Source organism: bacterium (assembly GCA_035505375.1).
Taxonomy (GTDB): domain Bacteria; phylum Hydrothermota; class Tepidihabitantia; order Tepidihabitantales; family Tepidihabitantaceae; genus UBA2258.
In genome coordinates this window covers 88,896-104,884 of record DATJQV010000081.1, presented here as the reverse complement: position 1 = coordinate 104,884, position 15,989 = coordinate 88,896, and the positions used below count along the sequence as shown (strand labels likewise).

At 60.9% G+C, this 15,989-nt stretch carries 19 protein-coding genes and 1 pseudogene; 7 read left to right on the top strand and 13 right to left on the bottom strand.

The genetic code is table 11. The features are described from left to right. Nucleotides 1–61: 61 nt before the first annotated feature. Nucleotides 62–304, bottom strand: coding sequence for a DUF433 domain-containing protein (locus tag VMH22_13500; GenBank protein ID HTW92703.1), 243 nt, complete (start codon nt 302–304; stop codon nt 62–64). A gap of 516 nt (nt 305–820) precedes the next feature. Next, a pseudogene (locus tag VMH22_13495) lies at nt 821–985 on the bottom strand (AbrB/MazE/SpoVT family DNA-binding domain-containing protein). 383 nt (nt 986–1,368) lie between these two features. On the opposite strand from VMH22_13495, the gene VMH22_13490 reads away from it, so the two are divergent. Both VMH22_13490 and VMH22_13485 read left to right on the top strand, forming a co-directional pair. Further along, the gene (locus tag VMH22_13490) at nt 1,369–1,968 is read left to right on the top strand and encodes a hypothetical protein (GenBank protein ID HTW92702.1); all 600 of its coding nucleotides are present in this window, start codon (nt 1,369–1,371) and stop codon (nt 1,966–1,968) included. Between the two features lie 111 nt (nt 1,969–2,079). Then, on the top strand, nt 2,080–2,913 hold the full coding sequence (locus VMH22_13485; GenBank protein HTW92701.1) for a hypothetical protein: 834 nt from the start codon (nt 2,080–2,082) through the stop codon (nt 2,911–2,913). A 196-nt stretch (nt 2,914–3,109) separates the two neighbouring features. Here the strand turns inward: VMH22_13485 and VMH22_13480 are convergent, their stop codons facing one another. The 11 genes from VMH22_13480 to rplM all read right to left on the bottom strand — a co-directional run bounded on the left by VMH22_13480 (nt 3,110) and on the right by rplM (nt 11,155). Next, nucleotides 3,110–3,481, bottom strand: a complete 372-nt coding sequence (locus VMH22_13480; GenBank protein HTW92700.1) for a hypothetical protein — start codon at nt 3,479–3,481, stop codon at nt 3,110–3,112. A 644-nt stretch (nt 3,482–4,125) separates the two neighbouring features. Next, complete coding sequence (locus VMH22_13475; protein HTW92699.1) at nt 4,126–4,938, bottom strand: pectinesterase family protein; 813 nt, start codon at nt 4,936–4,938, stop codon at nt 4,126–4,128. 71 nt (nt 4,939–5,009) lie between these two features. Further along, the gene (locus VMH22_13470) at nt 5,010–6,047 is read right to left on the bottom strand and encodes a hypothetical protein (protein ID HTW92698.1); all 1,038 of its coding nucleotides are present in this window, start codon (nt 6,045–6,047) and stop codon (nt 5,010–5,012) included. An 83-nt stretch (nt 6,048–6,130) separates the two neighbouring features. Beyond that, nucleotides 6,131–6,931 (bottom strand): phosphatidate cytidylyltransferase, encoded by an 801-nt coding sequence (locus tag VMH22_13465; protein ID HTW92697.1) that lies wholly within the window; start codon nt 6,929–6,931, stop codon nt 6,131–6,133. 36 nt (nt 6,932–6,967) lie between these two features. After that, nucleotides 6,968–7,660: a polyprenyl diphosphate synthase gene (gene uppS, locus VMH22_13460; GenBank protein HTW92696.1), complete on the bottom strand. Its 693-nt coding sequence runs from the start codon at nt 7,658–7,660 to the stop codon at nt 6,968–6,970. Between the two features lie 91 nt (nt 7,661–7,751). Continuing rightward, complete coding sequence (gene frr / locus VMH22_13455) at nt 7,752–8,309, bottom strand: ribosome recycling factor (protein HTW92695.1); 558 nt, start codon at nt 8,307–8,309, stop codon at nt 7,752–7,754. Next, nucleotides 8,303–8,986: a uridine monophosphate kinase gene (locus VMH22_13450; protein ID HTW92694.1), complete on the bottom strand. Its 684-nt coding sequence runs from the start codon at nt 8,984–8,986 to the stop codon at nt 8,303–8,305. The genes frr and VMH22_13450 overlap by 7 nt, the downstream gene beginning before the upstream one ends. Further along, nucleotides 8,979–9,572 carry a translation elongation factor Ts gene (tsf, locus tag VMH22_13445; protein HTW92693.1) on the bottom strand — a complete coding sequence of 198 codons (594 nt, stop codon included), beginning with the start codon at nt 9,570–9,572 and terminating at the stop codon, nt 8,979–8,981. Before tsf ends, VMH22_13450 begins: the two co-directional genes overlap by 8 nt. Beyond that, a complete protein-coding gene (rpsB, locus tag VMH22_13440) occupies nt 9,569–10,276 on the bottom strand; it encodes a 30S ribosomal protein S2 (GenBank protein ID HTW92692.1) in 708 nt (235 codons plus the stop codon). Before rpsB ends, tsf begins: the two co-directional genes overlap by 4 nt. Next, nucleotides 10,261–10,647: a 30S ribosomal protein S9 gene (gene rpsI / locus VMH22_13435; GenBank protein HTW92691.1), complete on the bottom strand. Its 387-nt coding sequence runs from the start codon at nt 10,645–10,647 to the stop codon at nt 10,261–10,263. The genes rpsB and rpsI overlap by 16 nt, the downstream gene beginning before the upstream one ends. A gap of 73 nt (nt 10,648–10,720) precedes the next feature. After that, on the bottom strand, nt 10,721–11,155 hold the full coding sequence (rplM, locus tag VMH22_13430; protein HTW92690.1) for a 50S ribosomal protein L13: 435 nt from the start codon (nt 11,153–11,155) through the stop codon (nt 10,721–10,723). 279 nt (nt 11,156–11,434) lie between these two features. On the opposite strand from rplM, the gene VMH22_13425 reads away from it, so the two are divergent. From VMH22_13425 to VMH22_13405, 5 genes are all read left to right on the top strand, one after another. Then, entirely contained in the window at nt 11,435–12,676 is a 1,242-nt protein-coding gene (locus VMH22_13425; GenBank protein ID HTW92689.1) for a bifunctional 3,4-dihydroxy-2-butanone-4-phosphate synthase/GTP cyclohydrolase II, read from the top strand. Continuing rightward, nucleotides 12,657–13,124, top strand: coding sequence for a 6,7-dimethyl-8-ribityllumazine synthase (ribH, locus tag VMH22_13420; GenBank protein ID HTW92688.1), 468 nt, complete (start codon nt 12,657–12,659; stop codon nt 13,122–13,124). The genes VMH22_13425 and ribH overlap by 20 nt, the downstream gene beginning before the upstream one ends. Nucleotides 13,125–13,281: 157 nt before the next feature. Further along, nucleotides 13,282–13,758 carry a transcription antitermination factor NusB gene (nusB, locus tag VMH22_13415; GenBank protein HTW92687.1) on the top strand — a complete coding sequence of 159 codons (477 nt, stop codon included), beginning with the start codon at nt 13,282–13,284 and terminating at the stop codon, nt 13,756–13,758. Next, nucleotides 13,755–14,483 (top strand): metallophosphoesterase family protein, encoded by a 729-nt coding sequence (locus VMH22_13410; protein ID HTW92686.1) that lies wholly within the window; start codon nt 13,755–13,757, stop codon nt 14,481–14,483. Before nusB ends, VMH22_13410 begins: the two co-directional genes overlap by 4 nt. Before the next feature lie 866 nt (nt 14,484–15,349). Next, a complete protein-coding gene (locus tag VMH22_13405; GenBank protein ID HTW92685.1) occupies nt 15,350–15,985 on the top strand; it encodes a flavodoxin family protein in 636 nt (211 codons plus the stop codon). The last annotated feature ends 4 nt before the right edge of the window (nt 15,986–15,989 follow it).

The window sequence follows — 15,989 nt, the reverse complement described above, 5'->3', positions numbered from 1 at the left end:
GGAATGCGCCAGCTCCGCAGGAGTTGGCGCTGGTTCTCTGGTATGTTCTCGTCTAGGACGTTCACGCCGGAGCGAGTTCGGGAGCGTGTGTCACAAGAGCTTCGCGGGCGAGGCGAACTGCCTCGGCTATCGCTTCCGGTGTCACGGAGCCGCGCCACTCCTCGACTATCGCTTCCCACGCCATTCCGCTGGCAACCTGCTCCAGAACATCGGCGACCAGTATCCTCGTGCCGCGGAAGACCGGCTTGCCGTGGCAGACCTCCGGGTCAGTCACGACAAAACGGCCAACAGTCTTGACTTTCATCAGTTCAGTATAGTCAATATGCCAGACCCGTCAAACCACGCGAACTCCCCCGAACCCGATGTTGAACCGCCAAGACGCCAAGAACGCCAAGCATAGGACGAAGAGGATGAAGGCGGAGGGATGAAGGATGAATGCCCGAACGCCGATCTTTCCTGATTCAGCCTTTCCGGTTTCATCCCTTCCGCTTTATGTCTTTGTGCCTTTGCGGTAAGTTTCTATGTCGATTCAGGGATTGTCGCCCGAGGAATCTACTCGAAACAGTCGCACAATCTGACCATGTTCACTCCGAAATGAACCGGTCAGACTGCTCTTACCATGCGTGAGAAGTAAGCCAGGGGATGCGGAGGACAGTGTTTCAGAGTAAAAAGCGGCAGAGGCAGGCCGGCGACGGATTGGCGCAGCCGAGATTTCCAGAAGCTCGCGGAGGTCGCGCGGCCATACCGTCAAATGGGCGGGCAGAATCGGAGCGTGGCCCGATGCCCCGGGATAGAAATTGGGAAGAACTGTCCCGCTTTTCCTCTGGAATCCTCGTATCTCTCGGACGGGGCGTACCGGCACAAGCTCTATCCGGTTCTCGTACGCGATTGCCTGCACCTTCTGCCCCGGGCACAGCCCTAACTGCCGGCGCAGCCGCTTGAGGATAACAACCTGGTACTTCGGAGATGTTGTCACTGTTTCCATGGTCACCTCATCGACATGGTTATCGTCATACGATTAGCATATCGATATGGCGGACGTAGTTAGATGCGTTCTCCGGCCTCGAATCCGGCATTGAACCGCAGAGCGCGCAGAGGCAACTGAGAGTACGGCCCGGAAACCTGACTTCGCCACTCTGGGTTCTCTGTGGTTGGTTCCATTTCGGTTCTTGGGTTCAGTCACCACATGGCCCTCAACCAAGCGTGTCTGCCAGGTCCACCATTCAGCGGGGTGACGGAGTCCTACGTGGTCACGCCCTGGAATCGAGAGTACCCACGCGCCTTGACTTAGGAAGCGGTTGGGCATATCCTGTGGCCGTGGAAACGAACTCGACACAGCACCGGCCTGATAGAAAGGAGGAAGGTGAAATGCACACAAGATTCGTCCGCCTCGTTTGTGCCGCCCTAACAGTGAGCCTGCTCCTCGTGGTCTCCGGCTGTGTCAGCACAGCCGTCAGATTCGTCGTAGTGACGGACGTGCCACCCAGTCCGAGCTTCACCGTCGTTCCTGGGAGCACCTCCCCAGACGACGCCGCTTCCGCAGATGCGATCACAGAGGATCTCGTAGCACTTGGAGTCCGCGTCTTGGCAAGGCCGGCGCTGGTCAAGCAGCGCACGGAGTACTCTGGACAGTCATCCGGCACGGGCGTCGGCGTCACCCTCAGCGGCAATCTCGCCGTCGGCGGCACGGGTGGCGAGCAGAGTGGGAATGTCATCACCAGCGTTGACCCCATCGCTCTCATACAGGAGACGCAGGCCGACTACGTGGTGTTTACAAAAACCGGGCCGTGGTTGGACATTGTTAAACGGAAGGATGGTCAGATAGTTTTCGCGGGCAATCTGGTCGTGCCGCAGGATAATGGTGTCAACTGCTGTCTCAGTCCTGGATTCTGGGTTAGGAAGACGCCCGCAACCCAGCGCGAACGTCTCGGGGGCGTGCTACGGCAGATGGGCGTGATAGCCAAGTAGCACGGCACGCAGGAGACTAGAATCATGGCGCGACCGGGCTTGAACACCAGCCTTGACGCGCACTGCTGAGTCGGTCCTAGAGCTTAGGAACGGCGTAGATACATGGTTTCAATGAAGCCTCCTCCCGACTTCAGTCTGCGTTGCTTCGTCGTCGCGATACTCGACATCATGGGAGAGTCAGAGAGGCTCTGCGAGATAAGGGACCTCCCTGACTCAGATCTGGACATGCGGTCGTTCAGGGGGAAGGTCGACCGTGCCCTTGGACCAGTGTACAAGATGAGGGAAGCCTTCAAGACACAAGTTGCGAATCTGGTCAAGGGCATCGAGATGGCTGCTCCTGGCCTCAGTTTGGCATACGAAATGCAGACCTTTGGTGACTCAGTTGTCGTCTACCACGAGTATGACGCCGACAATTTGCCGTCGGTCGCTGTGACGCACGCCGCCCTGCTTTCGTGCGCAGTGATTGTGCTACTGTCGCTTCAGATAGACATTCCCATTCGATGTGGAATCGAACTGGGAATGGCAACCGATGAGTTGTTCGAGCATGAGATATTCGGCCCGGTTCTGGCGGAAGCACATCATATCGAGAGCCATGTGGCATCCTTCCCCCGGATTGTGGTCGGGCCCCGCCTCGTGGCTGATCTGGCCCGAGTCAGCGCTGGTCCACCAGCTCCCCGCAACCAGTTCGACAGGCTCAATCGCTTTGCTGCTTATAAGTGCGGAGAGCTTCTGAAGAAGGATGTCGATGGCCAATGGGTGGTCGACTACCTAGGCGACGTTTTCACGGCCACCGTGAAGGACGAACTCGACGTGCGCAAGGAAGGCGAGAAGGCCTACAGGCGCATGCTCGAACAAGAGGCGAAGTTCGCCGGTTCTGGTAACAGCAAGGTGGCCGGCGTCTACACAAGGCTGCGCGCGTACTTCGAGAGTAGAGGTTTCGGCTAGGCAGCGAGCGGGTTCCAGCACTTGGGGCTCACGGGAGCCCCACGCCGGCTTGAGATACCCGTTCGTGTCGGGAGGGCCGGAGCAGTCGTAAGTCACAAGACGAGGCAGTCGCCCAAAGGGCAGAGTTCTGTAGACTGAACGCAGGACGGGGGCGGGCGCGGGCCCGCCCCTTAGTGCGCAACGTGAGTCAATAGACCTACGGGGCCGGCGCGACGACGTCGAACACTTCGGTTCGGATTCGGGCGAGGACGGCAGAATCCAGGCCGCGGGCGGACCATTTGTCGAGCAGGACCTGGGCGCCCATTGCGAAGCTCTCCCCAGAGATGCCCTGCTGGCGCGAGAGTTTGTAGAGCTGCCGGGCGTAGTTGAGGTAGGCGACGTAGAAGATGGTGTGCACGCCCGCGGCGTTGAGCGTCTGTCGGGCCTTCACTTCCATCTCGCAGAGGCTTGCCACCGCGGCCTCGTAGCGCTTGAGCATGTCCGGTCGCAGGGTGTCGAGCGTTTCCTTCATCCTGGCGGTATCGGTCTTTGTCTGCCAGTTCATCTGTCGCTGATTCGGGTCAGTCATGAGAACTCCTTTCGGGTTTGCAGTCATTCAAGGGCCATCGGGCCGTGTTGGCACTTACCCTCATATAGTTATACGATAAAGAGGGCTCGATTTGCCAAAGAATTCTCATCCTATTTTGAGCCATCTTCCTAACTCGATATTTCACAGTATGTTAGCGAAACCGTCCAGCCGCAGGTGGCCGAAAGCGACGCCTCGCGAGTCGCCCTGGGAACCGTCCCGGGAACGGTTCGGGGGGTGGTTCGGAAGGTCTGTTCCGAGGCCTTTCCGGCCGGGAATTGCGGGTCGATTCCGGCCGTGACCGGTGAGGCTTCTTGCCGGCTGAGTCGGAAGGGGACCCGCAGGATGAGTCGCGCTGCGAGTCGCAGCGTGACTTGGAGGGTGAGGGGCAAGGTGATGGTGATGGTGACTCGGAAGGGGACTTCCGACGCGGTTTGCGGAGGGACTTCGGACGGGACTCTGGGCGCGATTGGCGCGATGACAGCCATGGGGCGCCAAATGGGGACAGTCCCTCGGAGCGCCTGCGTCGGACTCAGCGCGGGACAGTCCCCATTTGGGCGGGACGGTCCCCGTTTTCCGGGTCTTCCCGGGCCTGTAAGAGCAGAAGCCGGACCACGGCCCGGCTTCTGTGAAATCGATTCTTCGGTCTAGAAGCAGCCTATGTGCGAGCCGTCCGCCGCAGTGCCCAGACAAGGCGAGCCGGGTCTTAGCCGGTAGTCGCCTTTGCCCGGGTCAGTGAACTTGGGGTCTTTGACGATGTTGCCGACGGCCAGGCGCGACGTATCGGACACGGCATCGTCGCTGTGTAAGCAGGAGTTCCAGATGACCACGTTCAGACCGTCGCCATCACTGACGAGGCTGTGGTCGTCGCCGGCAAGTATGGAATTGCTGATTGTCGTTCTGTCTTGTTTGTTGGCGCAGCAGACGGACGAGGCCTTGTTGTCGACAATCGTGCAGTGGTCGATGTCGGCGCTGCCGCCGCCTTCAAGCGTGCTGATGTAGATACCGCGATCGCCGTTGCCCGTGATGAGGCAGTAGTCGACCTTCTGTCTGCCGCCGCGGATGTAGATGCCGTGCGACTCTCCGCCTTTGATGGTCAGTCCGGAAATGTGGTTGCCGTCGCTCTTGAGCGTGATTGCCGCATACTCGCCGCCGGCATCAATCACGGTCGTCGCCGGATCCTCGCCCACGATTGTGAACGGGCCCTGGTCTTTGTCGATTTCGATTGTCTCTCGATAGATTCCTGGTTTGACGAGGATGACGTCGTCGGCCTCGGCATCATCGAGCGCATGATTGATAGTTCGGTAGTCGGTCGAGCCGTCCCAAGCAACAACGAGGTTGGGTCTCGGCAGGGCTGGGCGGCCAACGATCTTGGTGTTTACGCACTGCAGTCCGGCAACCGCGAGCAGAAGAAGTGCGATCGACGAGAGTCTCTCAATAGTCCGGCTCAGCGTTTCCACCTTTCAATTCGTTCTGAGAAAAACCTCGGGACACGATCCGAAACATCGGATGTTTCGGTTACGTCCCTCGGTCAGGCGACCCACCGGTCAAAAAGCGACGGCCAGTCTTTGTCCAGCTTGCCTTCGGCGACAGCCCGTTCAAGCACCTGACGTGCGTCAGCAGCTTCAAGCGGAAACCACTTGTGCCAGCGGGTCGGACCGTAGTTCTGATAGCCTTCCAGCACGGCGCTGGTCTTGCCCGCTATCTCGGCAGCCGTGCCGAACTGCTTCTTCAATTGCCTGGCCTTGTCATAGACGAGCTTGAAGAAGGCCGGGTAGCGGTAGTCCCGGCAGAGGTGATGGTCGGCAACAAGAGTCTTGAGCCCGGGCGCGGCAAGAATCCGACACAGGTTCACGATGCTGCGGACGAGGTCGTAGTCAGTTGCGTACTGTCTGACAGGGGCCTCCGAGGCCAACTGGCCGAGGTGGTACGTAGGGTAGCCGTCGAGGACCACCGTCTGGGCTTTGGCGGAGAAGATGATGTCAGTCGTCGCGGTCTCAAGCGGGCCGCCCACGTCGGATGTAATCAGCACCTTCTCTTTGCCACGGTTGACCGCAGTCATTATCACGGTCCCGGGTTCGGCATCGCGCGCACCGTGCCAGACCGCCTGAGAGAACTCGATGGCAGTCTTCTTGAACTTGAATTTGCGGCCGTCGGCCCAGAGTTTCTCTTTGGGCAGGCCGTCGATCGTCTTGAAGAACCGGGTTGCGGTCTCGGCTTGCTTCGCGGACATGATGCCGGGGTCGCGGGCCAGCAGGGTCTTGCCGCCATACATGTCGATCTCGCGCGTCGGCTGGAGATGGTCGAGATGATAGTGTGAGATGACGATTGCCTGGGATTTGGCGCAGGACGCGCGAACTGCCTCCGCGTACTGGTCCAGCAGGGCCTGGCGCTTCTCAATCGGCAGGGGGAACGAGCCGGCCTCGACCGCGACGCCAGGGTCAATCGTGACCACAATGTCCGGGGTCTCGACCCGAACGCACATCGACTTGACGCCGAAGGAGTCGAACGCGACGTAGTCGATATTGAGCTGCGGGCCTTCGCGGATTACGGGGTCGGTGAGTCTCATCGGCTCAGAAATGAAGAGTGAATAGTGAAGGGTGAAAGCCGGATTCTGGTTTCACTATTCTCAATTTACTATTCACAATTCTCCTAGTTGAGGTAAAGGACGAGGTAGTAGAAGGCGGGGATGGTGAAGAGGAGGCTGTCGACGCGGTCGAGGAACCCGCCGTGGTCGGCCAGCGCCGACGAGGTATCCTTGACCCCGACCGCGCGTTTGAACATCGACTCGAACAGGTCTCCAATCTGCGCCATCGTGCCGAGCGCGAGTCCGACGACCGCCAGCCACCATATACGGCGTGTGGTGAAGGGCTGGAAGAAATGGAGGAATGCTGCGGAGAGGATGGCGGAGAAGACAAGGCCGGCGATGAAGCCTTCGACGGTCTTGTTCGGGCTGAGGGTTGGAGCAAGCTTGTGCCGGCCGAGCAGCTTGCCGAACACGAGTCCGGCAGTGTCGTTGACCCAGGTCAGCGCGAGCGGGAAGAAGACGACCCATGGCGACCACGTACGGTCAACGGACAGGTTCTTGAGCATCACGAGGTGGGCCGGCAGGAAGCCAAGATAGATGATTGAGAACACGCCGTAGACCGGGACGCGCGGCTTGGTTTCGCTCGTCGCAACGGCGGTCAGCATCACGACGGCAATCGGCGCCAGCAGGAATCCCGGCAGCAGGTTGAGATAAGCGGCGGCGACAATCGTCACGCTCAATGCCGAGAGCAGCCAGCGGTTGAGCCTGACGTCGGCCCTCGCGAGAAGCTGGACGAACTCGAGCGTGGCAAGGACGACCCAGGCGGCGGCGATCAGGAAGATGACCCATCGGCTGGCGAACAGGGCGGCGAAGATGGCGAGGCCGAGACCGGTGCCGATGAGCGTGCGGCGCAGCCAGCTCTTCATGTTCTCGGGGACTGTCCCCGTCTTTGGGAACAGCTTCTACTCTTCTTCAATGCGGCCGAAGCGGCGCTGTCGCTGGGCATAGTCCTCGATTGCTGCAAGCACCTGGACTTTGCGGAAGTCAGGCCAGAGCGTTTCGGTGAAATAGAGTTCCGTATAGGCGGACTGCCAGAGCAGGTAGTTGGAAATCCGCTGGTCGCCACCGGTGCGGATGAGCAGGTCCGGGTCAGGCAGCGACGGGTCGTAGAGCAATGTGCCGAACTCGGCCTCGGTCTGGGGCGCTTTGCCGGCTTCGACCGCTCGGCGGCAGGCGTCGAGAATCTCGGTACGTCCGCCGTAACTGATGGCCAGCGCAAAGGTGAGACCCGTGTTCTTCGCGGTGTCGGCGATGAGTCGGGACAATGTGTCCTGCAGGTTCTGGGGCAGGTCCGAGATGCGGCCGATGGAGCGGACCCGGATATTGTTCTTGATGAGGCCCGGTCGCTCGTCGTCCATCGTCCTGGCCATTAGCTTCATCAGCAGCTCGACCTCGGATTTGGGCCGGAACCAGTTCTCGGTGGAGAATGTGTAGGCGGTGAGATACTTGACCCCGACGCCGTCGCACGTCTCGACCATCTCGTGCAGGGACTTCACGCCTTCCTGGTGGCCGATGGCGCGGGGCAGGCCCTTCTGCTTGGCCCAGCGACCGTTGCCGTCCATGATGACGGCGATGTGGCGAGGGACTTTGCTCAACGCGCTACGCTCTACGCACGACGCCAGACGCAGGCAGTCTGGCTCGGGACACGATCCGAAATCCTGAGATTTCGGTCATGTCCCTCGCCGATCACTTCTCCATGATCTCGGCTTCCTTGCGTTTCAGGAGCTCGTCGAGTTTCTTGATGTACTCGTCGGTCATCTCCTGAACCTTCTTGGTGCCGGTCTTGGAGTCGTCCTCGGTAATCTTCTTGTCTTTTTCGAGCTTCTTGACTTCGTCGTTGGCCTCGCGGCGCAGATTGCGGACAGCGACGCGAGAATCCTCGGTCAGCTTGGCGCAGAGCTTCGCCAATTCGCGCCGACGTTCCTCGGTCAGGGCCGGAATCGGCAGGCGGATGAGATTGGCCTCGACCTTGGGTGTGAGCCCGAGTTCGGCCTTCTGGAGCGCCTTCTCGATCTCGGGCAGTGCCGACCGGTCCCAAGGCTGCACTACGATCTGGCGCGGCTCAGGGACCGAGATGCTGGCTACCTGTTTCAGCGGCGTGGGCTGGCCGTAGTAGTCGACCTTGACCCCGTCGAGGATAGCCGGGTTGGCGCGCGCGGTGCGGATGCGGGCGAACTCGGCTTCGAGCACCTCGATTGTCTTGGTCATCTTATGGCGATATTCGTTATAGACGTTGTCTAACATACAAGACTCCCGATTCGTTTGCCCTTTATGATGTCAAGGATAGCCCTTGGCCGAGTGATGTCAAACACCACTATCGGCATCTTCCTCTCCATGCAGAGGGCGAATGCGGTCAGGTCCATTACTGCCAGGTGCTCCACCAGCGCCTGCTGGTAGGAGAGCCTGGGGTAGAGTTTCGCCTTTGGGTCTTTCTCCGGGTCGGCAGAAAAGACGCCGGCCACGCGCGTGCCCTTGAGCAGCGCGTCCATACCGAGTTCGGCCGCACGGAGAGCCGCGGCCGAATCGGTCGAGAAGAAGGGGTTCCCGGTGCCGCCCGAGAGGACGAGAATCCGTCCTTCCTTGAGTGCTTCGCGCGCCTGCCAGATGTCGTAGCCGGCTGCCGTGCCCGGAACGCCGATAGCCGAGAAGTGGTGCACACGGGCGCGAACGCCAAGCAGCTCGGTCAGCTTGATGCCGTTGATGACCGTGGCGAGCATTCCCGCTTTGTCCGCTGCGGCCTGGTCCATGTCGCGGGTATCCCGGCCACGCAGGATGTTGCCGCCACCCATGACCACGGCCAGCCGCACGTCCTCGCGGTGGGCGGCGACCAACTGGTCGGCGACCCGCTTCAGCGACTCGGAGTCGCTGAAGCAGTCACCGGATATTTTGAGCAGAACTCGATTGTAGCGCCGGTTACTCACCGAGCTTGAATCGAGCGAAACGCCGGATAACGGTGTTCTCGCCGAACTTGGCGATGGTTTCCTTCAGGTAGTCGCCCACGGTCTTCTCAGGCGCCTTGACAAAAGGTTGCTCGAGCAGGCACACGTCGGCGTAGAACTTCTCGAGCTTGCCCTGCACGATCTTCTCGACGATATTGGCCGGCTTACCGGTCTGGGCAACCTGTTCCTCGTAGATGCGCTTCTCGCGCTCGATGACCTCGGGCGCGACGCCGGTCCGGTCAATCGCGACCGGGTCGGCCGCGGCGATGTGCATCGCGAGGTCGCGCACGAACCGGCGGAACTCCTGGTTGCGGGCGACAAAGTCGGTCTCGACGTCCACTTCGATGAGCACGCCGAGGCGCTCACCGGGATGGATGTAGGATTCAACTACGCCGTTGGCGGTCGGCCGCTCGGCTTTCTTTGCCGCCTTGGCGATGCCTTTGGTGCGGAGGATCTCGATTGCCTTCTCAACGTCGCCGCACGACTCTTCGAGAGCGTTCTTGCAGTCCATCATGCCCGCCCCGGTGCGGCGGCGGAGGTCGACGACTTTCTCGGTAGGCTGGCTCACTGCACCTCCTCCGTGTCGAACTGCTTCCGGCCCTCCATCACCGCATTGGCGATCAAGCCGGCGACGAGCCGGATGGAGCGGAGGGCGTCATCGTTACCCGGTATCGGGTAGTCGATGCCCTCGGGGTCACCGTTGGTATCGATGAGGGCCACGACCGGAATCCGAACCCGCTGGGCTTCGGCGACCGCGGTCGCCTCACGCACCGGGTCAATCACGAAGATGGCGCCGGGCAGGCGGTCGAGCGCCTTCAGGCCGGCGAATACCCGGAGCAGCTTCTTGTGCTCGCGCTGCAGGAGCAGGGCTTCCTTCTTAGTCGTTCGGCCGTACTGGCCTTCGTTGATCATCCGTTCCAGGTCGGAAAGCCGGGTGATGCGGGTCGAGAGAATCTCGAAGTTGGTGAGGAGGCCGCCGAGCCAGCGCTCGGTCACGTAGCAGGAGCCGCAGCGCGTGGCTTCTTCCTCGATGATCGGCCGGGCCTGTTGCTTGGTCCCCACGAAGAGGATATCCCGGCCCGACTCGGTAATATTGCGCACCGCATCGTAGGCGAGGCGCATGCGCTCGAGGCTCTTCTCCAGGTCGATGATGAAGATGCCGTGCTTCTTGCCGAAGATGAACGGCTTCATCTTTGGGTTCCAGCGCCGGGAATGGTGTCCGAAATGGACCCCGGCCTCGAGCAATTGCTTGATGGTTAACGTTTGGTCCACTGGAAGCGCTTCCTCCTCTTGGCCAGTCCGTACTTCATCCGTTCCTTCTCGCGCGGGTCGCGCTTGAGCAGCTCGGCGCCGCGCAGGGCCTTGCGCAGGTCTGGGTTGTAGGCGACAAGCGCGCGGGCAGCGCCCAGAGCGACGGCCGCCGCCTGAGCGGAGAGGCCGCCTCCCGAACATTGGCACTTGAGCCCGAAGCCGGAAGTGCCGGTGGTCTTCAGCGGCGACATCGCCGCACTGACGAGGTCGGCTCGGCCGAAGTACTTCTCAAAGGGCTGACCGTTGACGACCGTGTCGGCGCCGCCCGAAACCAGCCAGACCTTGGCCGTGGCTGACTTGCGGCTGCCGGTGGCAAAGTAGGTTTTGTCCATGTGTCTTAAAAGCAGCGAATTGTGAATAGTGAAGAGTAAAATGCAGGTTCTACCATTCTCTATTCTCCATTCACTATTCCTCCGTCTTCACCGGTGTGAGCTTCTGGGCCTGGTGACGGTGCTCGGGTCCAGCGTAGACGTGGAGCCGTGCTATCCGCTTGGCCTGAAGCTTGTTCTTGGGCAGCATCCGCTTCACGGCCAACTCCAGCGGCCGGGTAGGGAAACGCTCGATGACCTGGGCGTAGGTGAACGTCTTCAGGCCGTTCGGGTACATCGAGTGGCGATAGTAGAGCTTCTCGTCGTGCTTCTTGCCGGTCAGCTTGATGCCATCGGCGTTGACCACGACCACGTGGTCGCCGGAATCGATGTGAGGGGTGTAGATCGGCCGATGCTTGCCCATCAAGCGGACGGCAATCTGCGTGGCGAGGCGGCCCAGGGTCTGGCCGCCGGCGTCGAACAGATACCATTCGCTCTTTATGTCGTCTTTCTTGGCGACGTAAGTCTTCATCGTAGCTATCCTTATGCCAAATTCATCACTACTGTCAATGTTAAACGGGCTTCTAGGAAAGACCGTTGGTCGCTGCGGAGACTCGAACCCGATGTCCCGCGAACGAATTCGGGCCTCTCGCAGAGGATGGCTATGATACCGATTTTCCGAGACAAATCAATAGCTGAGTTCGACCCCAGTCGGCCACGCGCGCGCCCGCATTTGCTTGACTTGGCCGGACGAGCTATTATCTTGACTGCTTATGTTTAGCGGAGTCGGGCCGAGGATAAGGCAATTAATATGAAACGAGCATTTGCCCCGGTTGCTGAAGCACTGCGCGACCTGCGGGCCGGGCGCTTCGTGATAGTCGTCGACGATGAAGGGCGCGAGAACGAGGGCGACCTGGTCTGTGCCGCCGCCAAGATCACCGCGGACAAAGTGAACTTCATGGCCCGGTATGGTCGCGGACTCATCTGCGTTCCCCTGACCATGAGCCGGTGTCAGGAACTCGGCCTTCCTCTGCAGACCGAGGGCAGCACTGCCCTGCACGGCACCGCCTTTACCGTCTCGGTGGATGCGGCCAAAGGCACGTCGACCGGTATCTCAGCGCATGACCGGGCCGTGACCGTTCGCGCGCTGGTGAACCCCACGACGAAGCCTCTGGACCTGGCGCGTCCCGGGCACATCTTCCCGCTGATTGCCCAGGACGGCGGAGTACTGGTGCGGGCCGGGCACACCGAGGCGACCGTGGACCTGGCGCGGCTGGCCGGTCTGGAATCGGCCGGCGTACTTTGCGAGATAATGGCCGACGACGGCACGATGGCGCGGTTACCCGCACTGAAGAGACTGGCGAAGCGATTCCGGTTGAAGATTGTCACCATCAAGGACCTCATCGCTTATCGCCGGCAACAGGAGAAGCTGGTGCGCAAGGTCGTTGAGACCGTGCTGCCGACCGAGTTTGGCGACTTCAAGGCTATCGTCTACGAGGACGTGGTCGAGCCCTATGCCCACATCGCTCTGGTCAAGGGCGACGTCCGCGGCAAGGAGCGGGTGCTGGTCCGCGTCCACTCCCAGTGCCTGACCGGCGACGTGTTCCATTCACTCCGCTGCGACTGCGGAACCCAGTTGGCACAGGCGATGAAGCGGGTCGCCCGCGAGGGCCGGGGCGTGGTGCTCTACATGCGGCAGGAGGGGAGAGGCATCGGCATCGAGAACAAGCTGCGGGCGTACGCCCTGCAGGACCAGGGGCTCGACACGGTTCAGGCCAATATCGCGCTTGGGTTCGAGCCTGACCTGCGCGACTACGGCATTGGCGCGCAGATACTCTCCGACCTCGGCCTGACGAGCATCCGGCTGCTGACCAACAATCCCCGGAAGATAATCGGCCTGCGTGGATTCGGGCTCGACATCGTGGAGCGTGTCCCCATCGTTGTCCGGCCCGGCCGCAAGAACATACGCTATTTGGTCACCAAGCGGGACCGGCTCGGTCACCTGCTCGGTGACATTGAGAAAGGAGTCAAGAATGGAAACCAGGGAGTTTAAGGGCAAGCTCGACGCGACCGGCCGTAAGTTCGCGCTCGTCGTGTCGCGGTTCAACGAGCTGGTGGGAAAGCAGTTGCTGTCCGGGGCGCTCGATTGCCTGGAACGGCACAATGCCAAGGCGGTTGACATTTTCTGGGTATCGGGCGCGTTCGAGATTCCGGCGGTCGCGCTGCGCGTCGCGTCTATGAAGAAGTGCGACGCCGTGGTCGCGCTGGGTGCGGTCATTCGCGGGGACACGCCGCATGCCGAGTACATCTCCTCGGAGGTGGCGAAGGGCATCGCGCACGTGTACCTCGAAACCGGCGTGCCGGTGGCCTTCGGCGTCATCACGGCCGACACGCTTGAACAGGCGCTGGAACGAGCCGGCGCCAAGTCCGGCAACAAAGGCTGGACTGCGGCTCTGTCGGCTATCGAGATGGCCGACCTTGAGAAGCAGAAGCTCACCTAGGCAGACGACTCAAGTGGGAAGGGGATCGACGATTCAAATCGGGTCAGCGTGAGCTTGGCGTCGCGCAGGGGAGACAGCACGACGGCTGATTCCAGCACAAGCACGCTGGAATCCGCCACCGTTAAGATGTATCCGTGTTTGGCATATAAATTGCACTGTGCTCAAGAAGCCCTGGTGCAAGATAATCCTTGAACCCTCAAATCCATTCGCGATGACCCATCGACGACTTGCCCGGGAGTGTGCACTGGAAGTGCTGTACAGGCTTGACTTGGTCGGCGACGAACCGGAGCACACGATTGCCGAGATCCTCCTGCGCAAGAATCCGTCGGAAGAGGCCGAGACCTATCTGCGCCGTTTGGTAGACGCTGAGCAGGGCAACCAGCAGGAGCTGGACCAGGTGCTGCGTAAGCACCTCAAGCGCTGGCGCTTAGAACGGCTGACCATGCTCGACCGGGCGATTCTCCGGCTGGCGGCCGCTGAGATCCTCTACTTTGACGATGTCCCGCCGAAGGTGTCCATCAACGAGGCGGTGGAGATTGCCAAGAAGTACGGGGACGACGAGGCCGGTAAGTTCGTAAACGGGGTGCTCGACAGCGTGTTCCGAGAAACCGAGGTATCCCGAAACCAGGCGTGAAGTTCGGTATCGTTTCGGACATACACGGTAACCTGGAAGCACTTGAGGCGGTCGTACGGCTGCTTCGGGAGCACGGTGCGAGGCAATTCATATGCTGCGGGGACATTGTCGGGTACGGGCCCGACCCCAACCGCTGCGTCGAGGTCGTTCGTAACCTGGGCTGCACGTGTGTTGCCGGCAACCACGACCTGGCAGCAACCGGCAGTGTATCGACCGACCGCTTCAATTCTGCCGCGGCCAGCGCTGTGATGTGGACGCGACCGCTCCTTTCAGAGGAGAATCGGCTCTATCTCGACAGCCTTCCGCTTACTGTCCGGAACGACTCGCTGTTCATCGTCCATGCGTCGCCTTCCGCGCCTGACGTGTGGAAATACGTTCTCACCACGCGCGATGCGGCGTGCGAGATGGAATACTGCCCCGGACCGGTGTGCATCGTCGGTCATTCGCACGTGCCGATGGTGGTTGAGCGCCTGCCCGGAAAACCGGTGCGGCATGTGCGGCAGGATGAGTTTACTCTCCGGCCGGGAGCAACGTACTTCATCAACGCCGGCAGCGTGGGCCAGCCCCGCGACGGCGACCCGCGTGCATGCGGGCTGCTGTATGACAGTGATGGTCCGAGCATGACGCGATATCGCGTGACGTACGACATCGCGGCGGTCCAGGACAAGATGCACTCGGCCGGTCTACCCGAATCCCTCGCCTCCCGTCTCGAATCCGGCCGCTGACGGCCGTTCCTGATTGATATTGCACTTCTCCGCACAGTCCCGACCGCGATTCTGAAGTCTGCCCAGGTCAAGGCCCAGGGGCGACGTTCCCAGCAAGTGGACGTCGATACCGCGCAGGTTGTTATTACGGAGGCGTCCGTCAACGCAGGCGACCCCTACCCTGATCTTCGAGACACGACCTGCTGCTAGAGCAGTTGGTAGTAGGAATCCTAGGTCCGTTCTTGGTCGCGGCGAATTCGCCAGTTTCGCGCACGCGTATTCCAGCGTCGCTAACCTCGTAGCTTCTGCGTGCTGGAATCGACCGGCAGCGGCGTGCCGCAGCGCGTGGCGTCTTCAACAGTGACGCACGAGCCTGACCGCGGGCGGCCAGCCGACTCCGGGGTTCCTAGAAAGCCTGAGTTTCCCATCTCCGCTTGACTTGTGTCGACGGAGACATATCCTATTCGAGACATGGGCGCGTCCGCACCTGACGTAGTTAGACGTCCGGTCGAGTTTGCGCCTCGACCGCAAGGTCTTGCTGTCCCCTCGTAACAAGCGGGAGCAGAAGAACCAGTGACAGGTACGCCACTCGATGACCGCGACGAGACGGGGAGCGCCAACGGCTGACGGCTTGCAGCTCACGGCGACGAGACAGGATGCTGATGAAGCGTTTCGGAGCGGCAAGCTAAAGCGGATGTCGATTCCAGATTGGCAGACACAGTTGTGACGGATGGCGAGCGCGGTGGAGGCAAGGGCGCCATCGAGGCACCGTTCCATTCGAGACTGCAAAGGAGACAACCATGACAGAGAGAAGTCAACGACGTGGCAGACAGGTTATGGCGAACAAACGCGGCACCGCAGATGCCGGGCGCGACCGGGAGCCGGGAATGAAGGTACTGCTCGTGAATGGCAGCCCACACGCCAAGGGGTGCACATACACTGCCTTGGAAGAAGTAGCCCGGGCGCTAAATTCGGACGGCATCGAGACCGAGGTATTCCAGGTTGGGACCAGGCCTGTCTCGGGTTGTCTCGGCTGCTATGTCTGCCGGGAGACCGGGCGTTGCAAGATCTCTGACGGAGTCAATGAGTTTCTCGACATGGCGGAAAGCGCCGACGGGTTCGTATTCGGTTCGCCCGTGCACTTCGCGGCCGCAGGAGGTGCCATCACGTCTTTCATGGACCGCGTCTTCTTCGCCGGGATGCGCTCACGGAGCCGACCTTTCTATCTGAAGCCGGCCGCGGCGGTTGTCTCGGCCAGAAGGGCGGGAACGACAGCGACGCTCGACCAACTGAACAAGTACTTCACGATATCGCAGATGCCGGTCATCTCGTCCAGGTACTGGAACATGGTTCACGGCTTCACGCCCGAGGATGTGAAAAAAGACCTGGAGGGATTGCAGACGATGCGCGTGTTGGGAAGGAACATGGCGTGGTTCCTGAAGTGCAAGAGGGCCGGCAGCAAGGCCGGTATCCCGTTCCCTGAACGGGAGGAGCCCGTGTCCACGAACTTCATCCGCGACTGAACAA